Source organism: Saprospiraceae bacterium (assembly GCA_016714025.1).
In the GTDB taxonomy this organism is placed as follows: Bacteria; Bacteroidota; Bacteroidia; order Chitinophagales; family Saprospiraceae; genus Vicinibacter.
Genome location: JADJOB010000002.1, coordinates 674,487 through 693,994 on the forward strand (window position 1 = coordinate 674,487; position 19,508 = coordinate 693,994).

The following is a 19,508-nucleotide window of genomic DNA, read 5'->3' on the forward strand; positions in this document are numbered from 1 at the left end:
TATGGCAACTTCTAAATGGACCGATGAATTACTGGACAGGATGCGTCATCAAGGCGATCCCCTGGCAGACCGGGCAGCAAAATTGTTATGGGAAAATCGCAACAGCAAGGAAATACTTGAAGAATTAAGAATTATCAGTCGAAATCACCATGTAAATAACTTAAAAAATGTCAAACCACTTCTTGATTATTTTCAGGAAACGGAAAATGTTAAAGTGAGTCCTGAAGAAATTGAAGCATTTCGAATTTCTGCCAAACTATTTAATAATTATGGCTTTCGGTTTTGTGGCTTATTGTTTTTTAAAGCTTTGCCAACCGGTTATATGTGTCCAAAACCAGGACATGTTTTAGAAAGCACCAAACTGTTGGTAAATTATGCGGCACGACGCGTAATGGAAACAGCGCAATTTGTATTTGCTGTCAATAATGCAAATTGGTACCAATCCGGAAATCCAGGTTTAGAATCTATACAAAGAGTACGCTTAATGCATGCGGGCATGCGTATGGCTCTGTTAAATGACTCACGGCCTGATAAAAAATGGAACATGGAATTAGGTGTTCCTATTAACCAGGAAGATTTGTGTTTGACAAATCACTTGTTCTCGTTAGCAATGATTGATGGACTGGATCAAATGGGTGTGCATCTTACTAACGAAGAGCGCAATGCCATTTTTATAACCTGGCAACGCATCGGTCAAAGCATGGGAATTAGTCCTGAATTGTATTCCAACAACATGGAAGATGGCATGGACCAATTTAAAACCATCCTTAAACGTCAATCCGCTGCTGAAAACCCTGATGGACCCATCCTGACTAAGGCCTTGCTCGAAAGCATGAATGAATTGCTAAGAACTAATATTTCATTAGAGCGCTTAGAAGATCTAACCATTTATTTTTTAGACGATAAAAGGAGTTGGAAATCACTTGGCATGCATAAACCAACAATATTTGATCGGATTTTTGATGCCATCGTTCATTTTTTAACCTCACTCAAAATCTGGCAATGGATTTTCAATCATAACAACAGTTCGATTAAAGGAGGATGGTTTACCCGAATAATAAATTATTTCCTGGCCAAACGATTTAACCTTGAAGAACATTTAAGCCGGTATCCAAAAACCAACTTATTAGAATCAATAACTAAAATCATCCTGGTAGAATTGTCAAAAAAGGATTTACAGAATCCAACTTCTCCTAACTCCGGTGTCGATACATTAGTGCCAGGTAAAAAATTCTTTATGTCAGACGAACTCTATAAAGAATGGGATCTGGGATCTTATGAAATGGATATCAATCCAAAAGATTTATAAATATATACATCGCACACAAATAAAACGACTTATTCTACATGAGTAAAGCAATATCTAAATGAACATCAGTAAATTAAAAAATTATCTGACGGCTAAACTCAAATCAGACTTGCCAAAAAATCTGACATACCATGGTTTACATCATACCATGGAAGTGTTGGATGTTTGCAATCAATATATCAAGCGTTTGCATATTTCTGCGGAGGATGCCTATTTACTACGCACCGCTGCCCTCATCCACGATATTGGTATTATGTGGACTTACAATGGCCATGAAGAAGCATCTGTACGATATTCAAAAGAAATTTTACCAGCATTCGGATATTCCAAAACTGACCTTGCTAAAATTGAACGCATGATATTAGCCACTCAGATTCCTCAAAAACCTAAAAATATATTGGAGAAAATAATTTGCGATGCAGATTTAGATTACCTGGGTACTAAAAACTTTTATAAAACAGGGGAAACGCTTTTCAAAGAATTTATAGCGTATAAAGTTATTGCAAATGAAAAGGAATGGGATGCACTTCAAATTCGCTTTCTAACCAATCACCACTACCATACAGACTTTGCAATTAAAAACAGAGAACCTTTAAAACAGAAATTTTTACAGGAGCTTAAAACCAAGTGGAATATTGCTTGATATTTGCTACATGTATCACAAATTGTCGCCTTCATAAACTTGTTCTTTCAACTGGTTTAGTTCTAATATAAAATCAAATCGACATTCGATTCATTTGTAGATAACTAAAATCTAAGTGGTCTCATAATAATTGAGATCCTTTGCAAAACTCTCTTTAAGATACCAGGTCGATAAGGCACTTAATAGCAAACAAGTAAGTCCTACAACCCAGCTTGCAAACGATATATTGTATTGACCCATTAAATAGTTAAACGATAGTGTAATGGGAATTACTGCCCCTCTTACAAAATTTGGTACCGTTGTCGTAACTGTAGCTCGGATATTGGTGCCAAATTGCTCTGACGCTACGCTTACAAAAAGTGCCCAAAATCCGGTAGCAATCCCTAGCATAAAACTTAAAAAATAAAATTGTTGCGAACTGATTCCCCGCACATTTAAATAAATTAGCATTAAAATAAATGTAAGGAATAAATAAGTAAAAATAACCTTTCGCCTGCTTCGCCAAACCTGACTCAACCACCCGGAAATAAAATCACCAATAGACAATCCAATATAGGAATACATGATTGCATCCCCTGTTGAAATTGGATCCGCAACTTGCATGGTTGCAGCAAATTTAGCGGAAAACTTTACCAATATTCCAATTACAAACCAAACCGGCAGGCCTATTAAAATACATGCCAGATATTTAAAGAAAATAGCTCGCTTTTGAAACAACATTAAAAAATTACCCTTCTTGATATACTTTTCGTCCCGAAGCTTTTCAAACAATCCACTTTCAAAAGTACCAATTCTGAAAACCAATAAAACCAAACCTAAAACTCCTCCTACAATATAAGAAATTTGCCAATCCCATTGTTTCGCTACCAAATTTCCTGCAACCGCTCCTAATGCGCCTGCCGAAACAACGATCATGGTGCCCCAACCTCTGTTTTCCTTGTCGATGATCTCTGAAATTAAAGTAATAGCCGCTCCTAATTCACCACTCAATCCAAACCCCGCGATCAATCGTACAAATTGGTATTGGTGAATATCGGTTACATACGCATTTGCAATATTTGCTAACGAATAAATCAAAATGGAAGAAAATAAAATTGATTTGCGACCAATCTTATCTCCCAAAATTCCAAACACTACACCACCAAGTAACATGCCTCCCATTTGCCATAAAAATAAAATATAATCATAGCGTATGACATCTTCCGGAGATAAGCCCAAACCTTTTTCCAATGACTCTTTTCCAATGATATTAAATAATTGCAAGTCGTATATATCAACAAAATAACCCAAAGCAGCTACCAATACCGGAATATTGAACAGGATACTTCTTAATTTACTTTTTTGATGCTGCATTACGTATAGATTTGTTTTTATAAAATTTGTTCACCCTTTAAAACTAAAAATTTATAAGCTTGGAAAATCTTCCTTCAAGAGACAATATATTAAACTATCTAGAAACTGTCCATTATAAAAATAATTTTCTCTGAAATAAGCTTCTTGAATAAATCCATGATGCTCCAATAAAGTTTTAGAAGCAATGTTTTCAGGATTGACATTTGCCTCGATGCTGTGCAATTTGAGTCCATCGAAACCATAAGGGATAATGGTCTGAAATGTCTCTTTCATAATACCCTGCTTTTGGTATTTTGGTGAAAGCATATAACCAATTTCACCTCGGTGGTTTGCTGTATCTATACGCCAAAATCCAATCGTCCCGATAATTTCGTCTTCCGGCTTTATCGTAATTCCCCAGGAAATGCCTTCGTTGAGCAGTAAACTATCATCTATTTTTTTTATCAGCTCCAATCCGTCTTTTTCACTTGTTGTAAATGGTCTGTCTATGTATTTCATAACCAAAGGATCAGATCGCAGTGCATGAATTGCTGCAGCATCCCTTTTTAAAATTCTTCTGAAGCGCAATCGTGCAGATTCTAATTCAGGAAATGGATAAAAATTTAACTCGAGCATGATGGCAGGTTGAATGAACGATTCAAAGATTTTTCGCTTAGTTTAATTGTTGATTGGGTATTTAAAGAATCTACAAATGAATAATAAAAAGATCTGGCTTATTAAGTTAGCTGCATTGGTGAACTCATTTGCTTTCTGCAATACGGTTTACTTCAAATGCATCTATTCTGTTAATTTATATCGCTCCTTCAAAATTCCTAAATGATGCATGGTGTGTCCTAATAAAATATAAGCAATTGCCCTGGCAGATACCGGACCATCCGCAATAAACTTGCTGCAATCTTCCGAAATCGTTTCAAATAACTTCAAATTGCTTTCGCGAACGGCTTTAAATTCTTCCAAAATATTTTCAAGGCTTCTTGAACTTACGTCCGCATTCGCCGCATATAAATTTTCATCAACGCTGGGTAATGGGGACTTTGAATCTCTCCGTGCCGCTACAAGAGCGCGGTATCCCATCACCCGCTCGGTATCAATAATATGCAATAACATTTCCTTTACGGTCCATTTTTCAGGAGCATACCGGAAATTCTCATGATCCCCCTGATATGTTTTAAATTGATTGTAAGTCTTCTCCGTATTTGCTCTGCTTAATTGAATGATGTCTCCTTCCGGAACCAATTGAATGTATCTTAAAAAATAGTCTCTGTGTTCGTTTGGATTTGGTCTTTGCATTTTTTACTTATTTTAATATTAGATAGATTCATTGTCTTCTTGCACAGTTTTCAAACGATAACTCAATGCACCACTTGGACAACATTTAATTTGATTGACAAGCGCATCGGCATTTGCATTGGATGCAATAATCCAAGGCCTTTCTTTTGGATGGTATACGGCGGGTAACATGCGTACACAAATTCCGGAATGAATGCATAAATCCGGTTTCCAAATTATAGTAATTTCATTGTTGCTGTATTCAAGTTTTTTCTCCATTTCTGAATTGAACTATTGGAATGAATTCATTTTACTTTTTAATTTTAAAAAATAAAATTTTGAAACAATTTCTGCGTTAAATGATTTTGATATTTAAATTTCAGTTTGAAAAACATATCAAATATATTAAGCGGTTTATTAATTTTTTGCATATTTAGTTCGTGCAGCAAAAATGCTCCACAATGTAAAGAACAAATTAAAGCAGATTGCATCTGTACCATGGATTATAATCCTGTTTGTGGTTGCAATCTAAAAACGTATCCTAATGCATGTTCAGCACAATGTTCTGGAATATATGAATTTAAAGCCGGGAAATGCCCCCAGTAAAACATATTATAGATATCTGTTTATACTTAGTATAGATAGTCTAAGTTTTATACATAGCGTGGATAAGTATATGATCGCAGATATTTATACAGCTTATTGAATGATATACTTTTACATATATTAATTATAAAATATTAAAAAAGGACAAAAATTAACAAAAAATCAGGGTAAACCCTGATAAAAATCAGGGTTTACCCTGATTGACAATTCAAAAAGTACTCGTATTTTTGCCTTATTCTTCCCGCACATATCCGTCCCGTTTTTAGGAACAGATTAATACATCTTTAAATATACAGCTAATGCATCTCGTAAAAAACCATTTTTGGGCATTGTTATGCCTTGTATTCAGTTTCGAACTACTCGCGCAGCAAGTTCCTGAATTAAAAGTCCAGTTTAAGGACTTAAGTAAATACTCTAAAGTGGCCCTTCAGGTAACTGAAGCCCGCAATTCCGTCGGGGTATTCCAAAATACGCAACCCCTTCGCCTGAGCCAAAGCTCGGAAACTCATTTTAAAACCAGTCTGGATGGTAAGTACCAGCTATTGGATGTTCTTCAAACAGAAACGCAAAAATTACTTTTAAATAGACCTGAACAACTTACGCTGGTAATCCCAACCAATTCTCAAGAAATTATCAAACTAGACCTTGTACGTGTCAATATATTGGCTGAGGGATTTCATGTTTTTACATCAGATCAGCAAAAGTTGCCATACAATTATAAAGAAGGTGTTTATTATCGCGGGATCATTCAGGGTCGTGAAGAAGGAACCATGGCATCCATTAGTATTTTTGAAAACCAAATCATTGGAAGTATTTCGGATGATTATGGCAATTTGGTAATTCAACCAAATAAAGACACTCCAGGTCAAATGATATTGTTTTATGATCGCGATATCAAGCAGTCTTTTAATTATGAATGTTTGACAGATGATGCAAATACTGTGGTAAAACCCATCGAACAAAGAGGAATTCAAGCTGCAGGCGATTGTGTTAGAGTATATGTTGAATGTGATTATGCTTTATATGTAAATAAAGGAAGCAGCAAAACAGAAACTGTAAACTGGATTTCGGCTGTATTTAATAATCTGGCAACATTGTATGCCAATGAAAGCATCAATACTGCAATTTCTGAAGTGTTTGTTTGGACCAGTCAGGATGGTTATAGTAAAACGGATTCTTATACCGCATTGACACAATTTAGAAATGCACGTACAACATTTAATGGAGACATCGCACATCTTGCTGCTTTAGGTGGCAGTAACATTGGAGGAATTGCCTGGTTGGATGTTTTATGTTCTTCTTATAAATATGCTTATAGCAATATTTACGCTTCATATTCAAATGTACCAACGTATAGTTGGACTGTAGAAGTTATGACTCACGAAATGGGTCACAATCTTGGTTCAAATCACACGCACTGGTGTGGATGGACCGGTGGAGCATTGGATAATTGTTATACGCCTGAAGGAGGTTGTTCAAAAGGACCCGCCCCAACAAACGGCGGAACCATTATGAGTTATTGCCATTTAACCGGTTATGGTATCAATTTCAATAATGGATTTGGTACACAACCTGGAAATAAAATCCGTGCAGAAGTTGCAGCGGCAACCTGCCTTGGAACCAGTTGTGGCGGAGGTGGCTGTAATGCTCCAACCGGATTAAATATTACCAATATTACACAAACAACTGCTACAGGAAATTGGAACGCCGTTTCCGGTGCAACGTCTTATACGTTTGAGTATAAAACTAACGCTGGTACCACCTGGACCACTGCAAATACCAGTAACACCAGCTACAACATGACTGGTTTAACAGCAAACACACTTTACAATACGAGAGTAAAAGCTACCTGCTCTTCTGGTTCATCTAATTACAGTTCAACAGTAAATTTCACCACCAGCAGTTCTGGCTGTGGAACTCCTACTGGTTTAGCCGTTACCAATATTACACAAACAACTGCAACCGTATCCTGGAACGCAGTTTCCGGTGCTTTGTCCTACAATTTTCAATATAAATTGACATCCAGTCCAACCTGGAGTCAATCAAACTTTACCAGTACCAGTGTAAGCTTGACAGGTATGTCTCCAGCTACAAGTTATGATGTACGTGTTCAAACTGTTTGTGCCGGATCAACCAGTGCATTCAGCAACACCGTAACTTTTGTGACACAAGCAAGCAGTGGATATTGTACTTCACGAGGTAATAATTCAAATTACGAATGGGTAAAACGTGTAAACTTAGGAAGCATTGATCGAAATTCAGGTAAAGATGGTGGTTACTATGATGCAACGGCATTAGTTACAGATGTAAGTAAAAGTTCTACATACACCATTAATTATCAAGCTGGATCAACAGGTGGTTCCGGGACCTTGTATTGGAGAGTTTGGATTGATTTTAACAACAACAATTCGTTTGCTGATGCCGGCGAGCAAGTGGTGTCAGTAGCTAACAAAAGCTTGAATTTACTAAGTTCAAACATAACCATTCCAAGTGGAGCCGCTACTGCAAAAGTGCGTATGCGTGTTTCTGTAAAATATGGTGGTTACGCCAGTTATTGTCAAACCTTTGCGTATGGTGAAGTGGAAGATTATTCTGTAAATATCAAAGCAGCAGGTACTTTAGTAAATCCAAACAATACACAAAATGTAATCGATGAAATTTCTTTGTATCCAAATCCATTTTCAAACAATTTCAATTTGGAATTTAATGCTAATGTGGATCAGAAAGTTCAATATTTAATACTTGATCCTCTTGGACGTTTAATTAAAGAAGAGTCCATGGATGCTGTTCAAGGCCGCAATACATTTAAAATTGAAACTGGAAATTTAGTTCCATCAACCTATCTCATTCAAATAAAATCATCCAATGAAAGCTATTATCGCAAGATGATGAAACTTGAATAATCAGATTTAAACAGGGATTTTTTTATCTCATTTCTGAAAATCTGTTCGTCCCAAACGAACAGATTTTTTTTTTTTAAAAATCAATAATCGCATTGTACCATTTCCCTTTAGACTTATTTTCTAAAGACTAAAACTCCTTTCTTACATATATCCTTCGTATTATAACCAGTCTAACCTCGGCGGGACGCCTTCGGTAACTGCCTTGTCCATTCAAATCTATTTCTAAAAATTATTTATAGCATTAATCAATTACATGATTGCAGAATTGCAACATTGCAGTATTGCAGAATTTCCCTAAAGACTTCTTCTCTACAGACTAAACTTCTTTCAAGCACTTATCCTTCAAAAGTCATCCAGTCCTACCTCGGCGGGACGCCTTCGGTAACTGCCTTGTCCATTCAAATTTCTTTCTAAAAATTAATTACAGCAGAATTCAATTATAGGATTTCAGCATTGCAGAATTGCAACATTGAAGCATTGCAACATTTCCCTAAAGACTTCTTCTCTACAGACTAAACTCCTAAAAACGACCTCTACCAAACATACTGCTTTTTATTCATCAACAATGCTTCGCCTGTGAAACACTGCTCTCCGGTTGATTTATCAAAAATTGCGCAATCATATAAGACGCGGTTTTTTTCCGGAAATACTTCTTTAACTGTAATTACCGCTTCGTAATCTGTTTCAACAAACATGGGTTTTAACCATTGCATGCTTTGTTTCAGATAAACATGTCCGTCAGCTTTCCAAAGTGCACCAAATATTTTAGTAAAAACAGATCCACCTAAAAATCCGTGGATAATATTTCTGCCAAAAATGCTGGCTTTTCCTGCTTCCGGATCAATATGCAAAGGATTTACATCTCCTGAAACTTTTGCATATAAATTAACATCTTCCTGTGTATATCGGAAAATATGGCTGAATTGATCTCCTATTTGTAGCATTTTAACGTTTATTAATATATTCTTTACAGTCGCCCTTGGCTGTTGTAGTAAATTTGCAGTGCAATAATAAGAATTCTAAAAAATAAAATTAAAGTATCATGGCAACTAACGGAAACAATTCAAAAAACATGGTAGATTTAATGGTTGAGAACCAAACAAAATTGGTAGATCAGGCCGTTGAAGCAACCAAAAAATTAACCAAAGACATCCCATTTGTAAATGAGACATTGGACAAAGGCAATAACTTATTCAAGACGAATTTACAAAATCAGGCTAGCTTTATTAATAAAACAACTGAAACGATTTCAGAAAGCACAAACGAAATGAACAAAAACACTGAGTTTGCAAAGAATTATTTCGAACAATGGTTTGAAAACCAAACGAACTGGGCTAAAAACATGTTTTCAACAAATCCTATTTCGTCAAATGGTTTTAGTACCAACCCGACTGATTGGATGAATACATGGCAAAATTGGATGACTCAAGCACAGTCCAATATGCAAACAAACCCATGGAATCATATGATGAATCAAAACAACTTCATGAATTTTCAAGGTAAAATGAATGATGGCGTTCATCAATGGGGACAATATGTTAAACAATACATGGATTTGATGAACAGTGGAAATGGTGATTGGTGGAAAGGTATTTCAAATATCACTGCAGCTGATTCTTATAAAGGAATGAATCACATGGCAGATAGCTTGAATAAATTCTATGAAATGTGGCTTCCAATGTTTAAAAGCATTCAGGAAAAGAGTTTCAATTTGGATGTATTCAAACAAAATTTAAGTCCTGAAAAATATAAAGAGTTTATCGATAAATTCTTCAGCTTTATGCCAGAAGATTCCCGCAAAGCATTTGACCAAATGAATCACAATTTCGTTTCTTACATGAAACAAATGAGTGAAGCTGGTTTAAAAAATTATCAAGGTTTCAAAACTGGTTTGAATTCAAATCCGTTTGCAAATACAAATCCATTTAATCAAATGATGGATATGTATGTGAACTGGAGAAATGCAATGACTGAAGCGGTATCTCCATTATCTAAATTGGTTGAAGAAAACAGCAATGTTAAAAATGCAAAAGTTTGGAATGAAATTTATGACCAAATGATGCAATTCAACATTAAGAATAATGAACTGCAATACATGATGTACCAACACGGTATGAAAGTAATGGAAGATGTTGCTGTAGGTGTTGCACAGAAAATAGAAAAAGGAGAAAGTTTTGACAGCATCGTTAAAGTTTACCAGGACTGGTTAATGAAAGGTGATGAAAAATTCAGCAGCTTATTTAATAGTGACGAATACAGTAAATTGATGACCGAGGTTAGTAGCCTTCAGTCAAAAATTAAAATGGAAATGGATAAGCAAATGGAAAAAATGTTTTTTGTAAATCTTCCGGTAGCAACCCGTACTGAAATGGATGAAGTATATAAAAACATTTATGATTTGAAAAAAATGTATAGAAATTTGGAACGCGCAATGGGTGCTGAATCAACAGAAGAAGCAAAACCTGTTTCCAAGAAAAAATAAGAGATTCACAATGAATTTGAAAAAAGCCCGGCCATTCATCCGGGCTTTTTTATTTTTGCAAACTAATTTAAAAACATGATCAATTCAAGTGCGATTTATGATGAGCTTCTTTCAGTAAGCGGCAAAATTCAAAAAGGTTACGACACCTTAAAAGATATTGAAACCGTTGAAGTGGGTACCGCCCCAAAAGAACTCGTATGGGAATGCGATAAGGTTAAACTCTATCATTACATCCGGGAATCTCCTGCTAAATGTAAAATTCCGGTACTCGTTTCATTTGCCATTATGAATCGTCACGATGTATTGGATTTACAGCCAGATCGCTCCTTGATTAGAAAACTAATGGAAGAAGGATTGGATATCTATATTATGGATTGGGGATATCCTACTCGCGCTGACCGCTACTTAACTATGGAGGATTATATTTTGGGCTATTTAAATGATGCCATTGATTTTATCCGCAAGCGTCATAAAGTACCTAAAATCCATAAAATGGGAATTTGCCAGGGCGGATTATTCAGTATGATTTATGCTGCAATTCATCCGGAAAAACTTCAAACATTGAGTACTTATGTAGCTCCTTATGATTTCAGGGATGCAAATTGCAACATGCTGTATAAGTGGACCAAATATGTTGATGTGGACACTATGGTAGATTCAAATGGCTTGATCAGTGCCGAAATGCTAAACAGTGCATTCAGTATGTTAAAACCCAGCATGGAATTATCTAAATTTTTTGGAGTCATGGACATGATGGGCGATAAGGACAAATTAATGAATTACCTCCGCATGGAAAAATGGAAAAATGATTGCCCTGACCTTTCTGGTGAAATGTACCGCAAATACATCAAGGACCTTTTCCGTGATAATAAATTGATTAATGGTAATTTCGAGTTGGATGGTAAAAAGGTAGACCTTAAAAAAATGACCGTTCCCTTCTTGAATATCTATGCCACCGAAGACAATATCATCCCAAATGAATCAACAAAGGCAGTAATGGATCATATTGGAAGTACCGACAAGCAGCTTTATGCATTTCCAGGTGGACATATCGGGGTATTTGTTGGGGCAAAGTCACAAAAAGAACTGGCTCCCAGTGTTGCAAAATGGGTGATCGAACGATCCTAAAAATGCTTCCTGCTGTTAGGTAAATTGGCCTACAGTCTTAAAATCTGATGAAATATGCTCTCGCATTGAGGCGAAGCCGCATAGGACTACCCAGGTTCCTGCTAACATCTTTCAACCTATAACTATCAACTATTTCATTGCTCACAGAGACGCAAAGAACCACTCAAGTTCCTACTAACACCTATCAACCACCAACTATCAACTAGTTTATTGCTCACAGAGACGCAAAGAACCACTTAGGTTCCTACTAACACCTATCAACCAACAACTATCAACTATTTTATTGCACGCAAAGGCGCAGAGTCGCAAAGAACCACTCAAGTTCCTACTAACACCTATCAACCACCAACTATCAACTATTTTATTGCTCACAGTGACGCAAAGAACCACTCAAGTTCCTACTAACACCTATCAACCAACAACTATCAACTATTTTCCAAAAATGTTCCACGTGGAACATTTTGCCAGGCATTAATTTAAAAAGGGGTTTGTCAGTTTCTCTTGGCCAATGGTTGTTGCTCCCCCGTGGCCTGGATATACCATAACCTGATTTCCTAAGGGATACAATCTGGTTTTGATACTATTAATTAGTGTATCGTAATTACCTCCTGGCAGGTCTGTTCTCCCTATACTCCCTTCAAACAAAACATCACCCCCAATCACAAAGTTCTTCTCCCCATTGTAAAAGCACAAACTCGCCGGACTGTGGCCCGGAGCCAAAATACAGCTAAGATTTGCATTACCCAGTGTAATGATTTGATTATCAACTAAATAAACTGATGAATGCTGTGCTTTTTCATACGGAACGCCATACATTTTTGCTACAATCTCTGCAGACTCCAGCACGGGCAGCTCACCAGAATGCATTTCGGCCAACAATCCATATTGCTCAAAAATGAATGAGAGTCCTAAAATATGATCTATGTGTGCATGGGTAAGTAAAAGTCTCTTCAGAGTAATCCCAGTATCACTAATAAAACGCTTTAACTCCTGTCGCTCCCCTGCATTTGAACACCCGGGATCTATAACGATTCCTTCCAAAGCATCGTTATATAAAATATACGTGTTTTCAGAAAATGGATTAAAGCAGAAGGATTTTATATGCATCGAACTAAGTATTTTGCATCAGTAATGAATGTCAGTTGTAAAATAGTATTAACGATTCTGGGAATGATAGTGTTCAGCGCAATTTCGAAATCCCAGAATGCGGCTGAAGTATTTGGCAAAAATAAAGTCCAATACAATGAAGATCAATACGACTGGTGGATTTATGAAACAAACAACTTTGTGTATTACTGGTATGGTAAATCCAGAAACCCCGCACAATTCATTATAGAAATTGCTGAATCAGAAAATAACTATGTCCAAAAATTATTTGAATACCATTTAAAAGATAAAATTGAGATTGTTTTATATGCAGATGCATCCGATCATGCGCAGTCTAATATTGATTTAACCGGCATATTAAATGAAAAAAATTGGAATTCTTCCCCTAAAATAAAGGATCAAAAAATATTACTCTACTTTACCGGTAATCATCAACAACTAAAAAAAGATCTACGTAGTGGTATTGTGCAAATTTATTTCAACTCCATGTTCTCCGGAACGGCTTTGCAGGAAGTCGTTCAAAAAGTGATTTCATTGAAATTACCTGAATGGTTTGAAAAAGGATTGATTGAATATCTTGCTGAAGGATGGTCTGCTAAAGATCAATTAGAATTATCAGAAAAATGGAAACAACGAAATTTTAAAAAATTTTCATCTAAATATCCAGAATTGGCTGGAAAATCCTTTTGGCATTTTCTTACGAATACGTATGGCGAACAATCCATTTCAAACTGGTTGTACATGACCCGGATCCAAAAAGAATTGGGTGAAGCTGCTCAGGCTGTTTTCTCTCAAAGTTTTTCAGATCTCCAAATGGAATGGTATAACTATTACAAAAATAGCAGCGCAGGTAAAAATACCGATGATATTAAACAAACTGCAAATTTTAAATTGCATCCTGAAGAAAAAATTATTTCACTCTTCGATACTGAAAATCAAGTCATCCTTGCTACTCAACAAAATGGTAAGACACGCCTTTTATCATACGATTTGATCACAAAGAACAAAACATGTCAATTTAAAAAGGGGAGCCGGTCAAAATTATATCAATCAGATTATAATTATCCGCTGTATGCGAAATCAAATGAAGATTTGAGAGAATTTTACTTTTTTGAAAAAAGAAATCGCGTGTATGTACGAATCGTAGATCCAAAAACAAAAAATAAAACGGACCTCAAGTTTCCAGAAGACATCCAACGTATTTATAAAGCCAGTGTTTTAAATAAAAACGAACTTTTACTTTCAGCTAATAATTCAGGTTATTCTGATATTTTCATTTTCAATTTAAAAACCAGACAATACAAAAAAATTACGGATGACATTTGGGATGATCTGTGCGTAAACAAAACAAATAAATCAAATAAAATATACTTTTGCTCAAACCGGCCTGACTCCAATGTCCTTGTAAAAAAAGTAGATAGCATTCTTCCACTAGACAATTTTAAATTATTTGAAATTGATTTAAGTCAAGGTCCAGATAAAGCACAAATAAATAAGGTCCTTGATTTGCCAAACTATTCAATTGAATATTGGCAAGAGTTTAATTCAGATCTTATCATTAAAGCAAAACATGGACTTGAATCCAATTGGTTTTTATTTAAAGAAAACAAACTTTATAACATTAACTTCAATGAATCGGTAGAATTCGTATATACTTTAGATGCAGAAAAAACGGTTTTAATAATTCCTATAAAACCTTCTCAATACGCATTTAAAATAATTCCAACGGCTGAAATTCAATTGAATGCTTACTCAAGCGATGAAATCATAACTAAAAAAAATAGTCTTGATAAATCCAAAGATACTCTGATAGAAAACAATCAATCACCGATTACATTCCAGTCAAAATTTGGAGATCCACCAAGCATTAAAAATATTTTATCTGAATTTTATACAAAAAAACTTACGGTAACAAATCCTGGTAAAAGAACCATTCAAACTATTTTATCAGATAAATATCCAAACATAATAGATTTCAATTCAAATCTTGCCATTGCATATCGCAAACGATTTACCATAGAAGAATTGAGTTCTACGGTAAATAATGAAGTTCTCTTTTCAGGACTAAATACGTTTAGCGGATCCTCAGCCAATTATGAACCGCCCACAATTGGAATTCTATTAAAAGCAAAAATTTCTGAAATATTCGAAAATCATTCATTCGAAGGGGGAATTAGAATTCCTACTAATTTCAATGGCATTGAATCTTATGTACTTTTTGAAAATAGAATCAAGCGAATGGACCAAAGCTATGCATTCTATTATAAAACCAATACAGATCTTTCCGGTAACGGATTTGGCTCTAATATTAAAAAACAAACAAATACAGTATTGTTAAATCACCAATTAAAATTTCCCTTTGACCATTACAATGCTTTGAAAGCAATCACAACGATCAGAAACGATCATACCCAATACCTATCAACAAATCCTGCAACCTTAGAAGACAGCATTGATCAATATCAACAACGAATTGGCACACGCCTTGAATATGTTTACGATAACGCGATTGATGTCTCCTTAAATATAAGAAACGGATGGCAGGCAAAATTCTTCCTGGAGTTTTCAAAAAGATTTTCTCTGAATGCTCAAGATAAAACCAAATTTTATACGGGTGCATTGTGGCTTACTGGATTTGACATCAGATACCACTTGCCCGTATTAAAAAAATCCGTTTTCTCCAACAGACTTTATTCTAATATTTCTTTTGGTAAAGAAAAAATTCTATATCATGTTGGCGGTACAGAAAATTGGATACTCGCAAAATACGAAGAACAAAATGCCCTACAAACTAGTGGAACGTATGTCTATTCAGCATTAGCAACTGAAGTAAGATCTTATGGATACGGTGCATTGAAAGCAGGCTCCGTTTGTGGATTTAGCTCCGAACTTAGAATCCCATTTCTTCAATATATCTTAAATCAAAATTGGAAAAATAGTATTTTAAGAAATTTTCAACTCATTCCATTTCTGGATGCAGCTTTCGTTTGGGATGGTTTGCTACCAGATTTTAAAAATAATTCTACTTTGGATTATCATGCAGAAAACCCGGCAGTCATCATCGATTTACAATATACCCGAAAACCCTATATTGCTGGAACTGGTTATGGATTAAGAACTTCTTTGTTTGGATATTACATTCGCTTTGATCAAAGCTGGAAAATAAATGATGCCAAAAAAAGTAAAGCGCGTTACAGTTTTTCTCTTGGCTTGGATTTTTAAAATGCTATTCTGATTATCAACTAATAGTAACTATAAAAACTGCACTTGCATTCCTCTTAAGATATCTACACAGTAAGAAAGTACAAATTAGAAAGCCAGACGTACTGCCGCTCCACCAATAAAAGTATATGGTTCTTTACTCGTTACGAGGCTATTCAGCGAACTAAAATAAGCCTCAGCAAAAAGGTGATTAAATAAATTCAATCCAGCTTTTACCCCTCCATTAAATTTACCATAACCACCATATGAAATTTCTGCTCCTAATATCAACTTAGGACTGAATTTTATATCAACCAATCCTGACCACAATGCATCAGCATAGTCAGATTGAATGTATTGATACTTAAGACCTAGATCTAAAAATCCAGGAACCAACTCATGATAAATTCCAAAATTGAATAGCACCGGTAAATTAACACGCTTTGACAATCCTGTTTTCTCATGAATAAATCTGCTTCTCAAATCTTCTGCATCTTTTATATCCAAAGAAAACGAATCCAGAATACCTGAAATAACGACCCCTTCAAAAACATAGGATGTATCTACAATTCGTTCTTTTAATTGTCCCTTCCATTTCAAATATCCAAGATTATCCAAACCAAAATAGAATCCAAAACGTTTCGAAAATTTATAATCAAATCCAAATTCAGTCTGAATGCCGGATCCTGCAAACTTTAAAAAACCTCCTTGGCCTGCAGAAGCATCCAAAGAAACTAAATTTAAAGTGATATCGACTGATCTTCCATCCTGCTCCGTGTAAAGCAAACCGTTCGTACTTTTTAAATCCAAATAGTTTTTACTTCCTAAATAAGCTAGTTTGCAATAAAAAGAAAATCGATCTGTTTGTTTGCTCATCCCCACCTTAAATGCTGAATAATGAAACAACCTAATATCTAAGGGACTTAAACTGGCTGCTTTACCTTCAAAGCTTTTATTCCCTTTAAACAACAAACTAAATAAATCATTGTGAACCCGTGTCTCATAAAAAATATTCTCTGAAAATTCCAAACCAAAAAAATAAGGTCCGTTACCTAACTTCTTATAAATGGAAAATCCTGAATTAAATCGTTCACCAACCCGGATTTGCTCACTATTAAAATTAGCTATGCACTCATTCTTTTCCGCTTCACTTATATAATTTCCCCTTAAATAATTCCAGGCGAATGAAGAAACAATCGTATTGGATGCAAAATGATTATCTACGTTTACACTAACTATTTTATCCTTCTCTTTGTAATCTTGTATAAAATAATCACGAGGCTTCCATTGCGCTGAAACGGTGTTAATACAAATTATTAGCGTCCAGACTATATTAATTAATTTCATTTAGTATTGTTGTTTAAAACTGAAAAGGCTATTAATCTACTTTATATATAAAATCAGCTGTCATTTGGAAATCTAACTTTCCAGTGTCATAAATGCGGGCACTCTGACCCGTTGGCTGAGTATCCAAGACAGCAATTAAAAGTAATTTTCCAGAATTTAACAATCGATCAATTGATTGCTTATCAACTGGAATGTCAATTCGACTGAGCTGCGGATTGTAATTTGAGCCAGGTAAAATATTGCTTGCGGCTAAAATTTTATTACTACCGTCCAATAATGTATCAATGATTACATTGTTTTGATCCAAAACAAATAACTGTGCCTTTAATTCAAATGGAAATCCGTTATTAAAAAACGTATGCAGATTGCCGCTTTGAATTCCACTTAAATCCCCTTTCGTCAAATCCATTTCCAATGTATCACAAATTGTCAAACCCTGTGATTGCAATATCAGGGGCAATTCCAGATTCATATTTAAATTCATAAATTCATCCTCATAAATAAAATCTTTATGATTACTGACATTTCCCAATGGGTTTGCTTTTAATTGTAAGGCATATGAAATCTGATCCGGAAGATTATTAATAAAATTTGTCAGATTGGAATTGTTTTCATCCAATTTTATATTGGTATACGTTGCATTAATTGGTAATTGGCCATTTTGATCTGTTGCTCTGGGAATAAAAATTGGTTTGTTAATCTCAGATGAATTTAATGCGATAACTTCTTTTGTCTTATTGTTAATCGAATTAAATTCATTCAATTTAAATTCTAAATCAACTCCAACTTTGTTTTCAAAATCAATGGACAATTTTGCCTGATCCAAAAGTAATTTCCCGGATTTTATACGATTAAAAAAATCTAAATCAATCAAACTTGGCCCTGCTAATAAGGTGGTATCTCTAAGATAACCTCTTGCATATTCAGGTCGTAGATCTATAAAACCCAATTCAATGTAAATACTGTCTTCTACAGAAAATGTCTTCATCACACCGGTGCTATCAACTGAACCGATAACTTCATTAAATGCCAAATTAAATGAATCTTGATTTTGACCAGAAAGGTCCCAGGTATAACCACTTAAATCCTCATCCCGTTCAAACCGCGAACTGCCTCCCGGTGGCGCAGGATCAAGCACTTTATAAGCTTTTAAGGGAATTCCGTTTTTAATGGCTCCCGGCAAACTATAGGAAAAGCGAACAGAATCCTGTAAGGTGCTGTAAAGAATTATTCGCGCCTTTCCGGATTTAATTCGAGTCTCTTTAAGCTCAACAGGAAGATTTTTCAACCGAAAATAATATGCCGAGTTGATCAGATTTTGTTTCGGCCAAATAGCTGTGGCCGTTATAGGATGTAAATCATAGACTTTTAAAGTAGCTTTTATTGAATTCGCCGTATCTATTAATACGGGCACTCCTTTACTGCCCGGAGAAGACAAGCTGATTAATTGCGCAATTAATTTCCCTTCCACAGTCTTGCCTGCCAAATCAAAAGTCTGGCTTACTTCTGAATTTACAGCTATTAATGGAAAGGTCCCGAATACAACGACATCTCCTTTTTGCTCATTCTTCAGTTCAAATTTAACATCTGTAATATCGATGGGCAACCCATTAAATAATCGCACATCAAGCTTTCCATCTCTAAGTGACATGGTGGTAAATAAAGTGTCTGCACTGATATTAATAGCTCCAGAACTGATCGACGGGATCGCTGGAATTACCTGGGTACTGCCTTGCAAAAATAAAATCAACTGTCCGGTAGATCCAGCATTTCTTGCAATAGCTCCTAAGGTTATAGGATACTCAACAGAAGTACTATACAACGAAAGAGAGTCTATTTTAAAGGTTTTCCGGGCGCTGGTATCCGTAAAATTAACTAAAGAGTCAATGGATAAATCATACAAACTCTTAGAAAAAACCAAATTTACCAAATGACTGCTGTCCGTTTTATATAAATCGGAATCCAACAGATTATGAATGGTCAAACTGGATTTAACCAAAGGGGTCAATAATTGAGTATCCCAGGTGGGCTCTTGTAGTTTACAAGACCCAATTATCAATAAACACGTTAAAAGCAAAAAAAGGGTATTCCGTTTTCCACAGTCCATAGAAACATCATTTGTATAAAGGTAAATTTGATAGGCGATATTTCAAAATATCC

At 35.3% G+C, this 19,508-nt stretch carries 15 protein-coding genes; 7 read left to right on the forward strand and 8 right to left on the reverse strand.

Annotation, left to right across the window (positions count from 1 at the left end; translation table 11 throughout):
• Position 1 precedes the first annotated feature (1 nt).
• Both IPJ80_06050 and IPJ80_06055 read left to right on the forward strand, forming a co-directional pair.
• Positions 2–1,309 carry a DUF2236 domain-containing protein gene (locus tag IPJ80_06050; protein ID MBK7913043.1) on the forward strand — a complete coding sequence of 436 codons (1,308 nt, stop codon included), beginning with the start codon at positions 2–4 and terminating at the stop codon, positions 1,307–1,309.
• A gap of 58 nt (positions 1,310–1,367) precedes the next feature.
• Positions 1,368–1,952: an HD domain-containing protein gene (locus tag IPJ80_06055; protein MBK7913044.1), complete on the forward strand. Its 585-nt coding sequence runs from the start codon at positions 1,368–1,370 to the stop codon at positions 1,950–1,952.
• A gap of 111 nt (positions 1,953–2,063) precedes the next feature.
• Here the strand turns inward: IPJ80_06055 and IPJ80_06060 are convergent, their stop codons facing one another.
• From IPJ80_06060 to IPJ80_06075, 4 genes are all read right to left on the reverse strand, one after another.
• Positions 2,064–3,305: an MFS transporter gene (locus tag IPJ80_06060; protein ID MBK7913045.1), complete on the reverse strand. Its 1,242-nt coding sequence runs from the start codon at positions 3,303–3,305 to the stop codon at positions 2,064–2,066.
• A 51-nt stretch (positions 3,306–3,356) separates the two neighbouring features.
• On the reverse strand, positions 3,357–3,920 hold the full coding sequence (locus IPJ80_06065; protein MBK7913046.1) for a GNAT family N-acetyltransferase: 564 nt from the start codon (positions 3,918–3,920) through the stop codon (positions 3,357–3,359).
• Between the two features lie 162 nt (positions 3,921–4,082).
• On the reverse strand, positions 4,083–4,595 hold the full coding sequence (locus IPJ80_06070) for a DinB family protein (GenBank protein MBK7913047.1): 513 nt from the start codon (positions 4,593–4,595) through the stop codon (positions 4,083–4,085).
• 18 nt (positions 4,596–4,613) lie between these two features.
• A complete protein-coding gene (locus IPJ80_06075; protein MBK7913048.1) occupies positions 4,614–4,853 on the reverse strand; it encodes a (4Fe-4S)-binding protein in 240 nt (79 codons plus the stop codon).
• Positions 4,854–4,958: 105 nt separating this feature from the next.
• Here IPJ80_06075 and IPJ80_06080 point away from each other — a divergent pair, with 105 nt between their 5' ends.
• Both IPJ80_06080 and IPJ80_06085 read left to right on the forward strand, forming a co-directional pair.
• Positions 4,959–5,180 (forward strand): hypothetical protein, encoded by a 222-nt coding sequence (locus IPJ80_06080; GenBank protein MBK7913049.1) that lies wholly within the window; start codon positions 4,959–4,961, stop codon positions 5,178–5,180.
• Positions 5,181–5,479: 299 nt separating this feature from the next.
• Entirely contained in the window at positions 5,480–8,083 is a 2,604-nt protein-coding gene (locus IPJ80_06085; protein MBK7913050.1) for a fibronectin type III domain-containing protein, read from the forward strand.
• A gap of 533 nt (positions 8,084–8,616) precedes the next feature.
• Here the strand turns inward: IPJ80_06085 and IPJ80_06090 are convergent.
• Entirely contained in the window at positions 8,617–9,027 is a 411-nt protein-coding gene (locus tag IPJ80_06090) for a MaoC family dehydratase (protein MBK7913051.1), read from the reverse strand.
• Positions 9,028–9,125: 98 nt separating this feature from the next.
• On the opposite strand from IPJ80_06090, the gene IPJ80_06095 reads away from it, so the two are divergent.
• Both IPJ80_06095 and phaC read left to right on the forward strand, forming a co-directional pair.
• Positions 9,126–10,565, forward strand: a complete 1,440-nt coding sequence (locus IPJ80_06095; GenBank protein ID MBK7913052.1) for a hypothetical protein — start codon at positions 9,126–9,128, stop codon at positions 10,563–10,565.
• 75 nt (positions 10,566–10,640) lie between these two features.
• Positions 10,641–11,693 (forward strand): class III poly(R)-hydroxyalkanoic acid synthase subunit PhaC, encoded by a 1,053-nt coding sequence (gene phaC / locus IPJ80_06100; protein MBK7913053.1) that lies wholly within the window; start codon positions 10,641–10,643, stop codon positions 11,691–11,693.
• Positions 11,694–12,164: 471 nt separating this feature from the next.
• On the opposite strand, the gene IPJ80_06105 is transcribed toward phaC, so the two are convergent.
• The gene (locus IPJ80_06105) at positions 12,165–12,800 is read right to left on the reverse strand and encodes an MBL fold metallo-hydrolase (protein MBK7913054.1); all 636 of its coding nucleotides are present in this window, start codon (positions 12,798–12,800) and stop codon (positions 12,165–12,167) included.
• Here IPJ80_06105 and IPJ80_06110 point away from each other — a divergent pair.
• On the forward strand, positions 12,795–16,022 hold the full coding sequence (locus IPJ80_06110; GenBank protein MBK7913055.1) for a hypothetical protein: 3,228 nt from the start codon (positions 12,795–12,797) through the stop codon (positions 16,020–16,022). The two genes, IPJ80_06105 and IPJ80_06110, sit on opposite strands and share 6 nt — an antisense overlap.
• Positions 16,023–16,109: 87 nt before the next feature.
• Here IPJ80_06110 and IPJ80_06115 read toward each other — a convergent pair whose 3' ends face one another.
• Both IPJ80_06115 and IPJ80_06120 read right to left on the reverse strand, forming a co-directional pair.
• Complete coding sequence (locus IPJ80_06115) at positions 16,110–17,348, reverse strand: hypothetical protein (protein ID MBK7913056.1); 1,239 nt, start codon at positions 17,346–17,348, stop codon at positions 16,110–16,112.
• 31 nt (positions 17,349–17,379) lie between these two features.
• On the reverse strand, positions 17,380–19,455 hold the full coding sequence (locus tag IPJ80_06120; GenBank protein MBK7913057.1) for a hypothetical protein: 2,076 nt from the start codon (positions 19,453–19,455) through the stop codon (positions 17,380–17,382).
• Positions 19,456–19,508: the final 53 nt, after the last annotated feature.

Excerpts from the sequence above, each read along its gene's own strand:
- IPJ80_06050 (MBK7913043.1), top strand. The coding sequence starts at position 2 with ATGGCAACTTCTAAATGGACCGATGAATTACTGGACAGGATGCGTCAT.
- IPJ80_06055 (MBK7913044.1), top strand. The coding sequence starts at position 1,368 with ATGAACATCAGTAAATTAAAAAATTATCTGACGGCTAAACTCAAATCA.
- IPJ80_06060 (MBK7913045.1), bottom strand. The coding sequence starts at position 3,305 with ATGCAGCATCAAAAAAGTAAATTAAGAAGTATCCTGTTCAATATTCCG.
- IPJ80_06065 (MBK7913046.1), bottom strand. The coding sequence starts at position 3,920 with ATGCTCGAGTTAAATTTTTATCCATTTCCTGAATTAGAATCTGCACGA.
- IPJ80_06070 (MBK7913047.1), bottom strand. The coding sequence starts at position 4,595 with ATGCAAAGACCAAATCCAAACGAACACAGAGACTATTTTTTAAGATAC.
- IPJ80_06075 (MBK7913048.1), bottom strand. The coding sequence starts at position 4,853 with ATGGAGAAAAAACTTGAATACAGCAACAATGAAATTACTATAATTTGG.
- IPJ80_06085 (MBK7913050.1), top strand. The coding sequence starts at position 5,480 with ATGCATCTCGTAAAAAACCATTTTTGGGCATTGTTATGCCTTGTATTC.
- IPJ80_06090 (MBK7913051.1), bottom strand. The coding sequence starts at position 9,027 with ATGCTACAAATAGGAGATCAATTCAGCCATATTTTCCGATATACACAG.
- IPJ80_06095 (MBK7913052.1), top strand. The coding sequence starts at position 9,126 with ATGGCAACTAACGGAAACAATTCAAAAAACATGGTAGATTTAATGGTT.
- phaC (MBK7913053.1), top strand. The coding sequence starts at position 10,641 with ATGATCAATTCAAGTGCGATTTATGATGAGCTTCTTTCAGTAAGCGGC.
- IPJ80_06110 (MBK7913055.1), top strand. The coding sequence starts at position 12,795 with ATGCATCGAACTAAGTATTTTGCATCAGTAATGAATGTCAGTTGTAAA.
- IPJ80_06105 (MBK7913054.1), bottom strand. The coding sequence starts at position 12,800 with ATGCATATAAAATCCTTCTGCTTTAATCCATTTTCTGAAAACACGTAT.
- IPJ80_06115 (MBK7913056.1), bottom strand. The coding sequence starts at position 17,348 with ATGAAATTAATTAATATAGTCTGGACGCTAATAATTTGTATTAACACC.
- IPJ80_06120 (MBK7913057.1), bottom strand. The coding sequence starts at position 19,455 with ATGGACTGTGGAAAACGGAATACCCTTTTTTTGCTTTTAACGTGTTTA.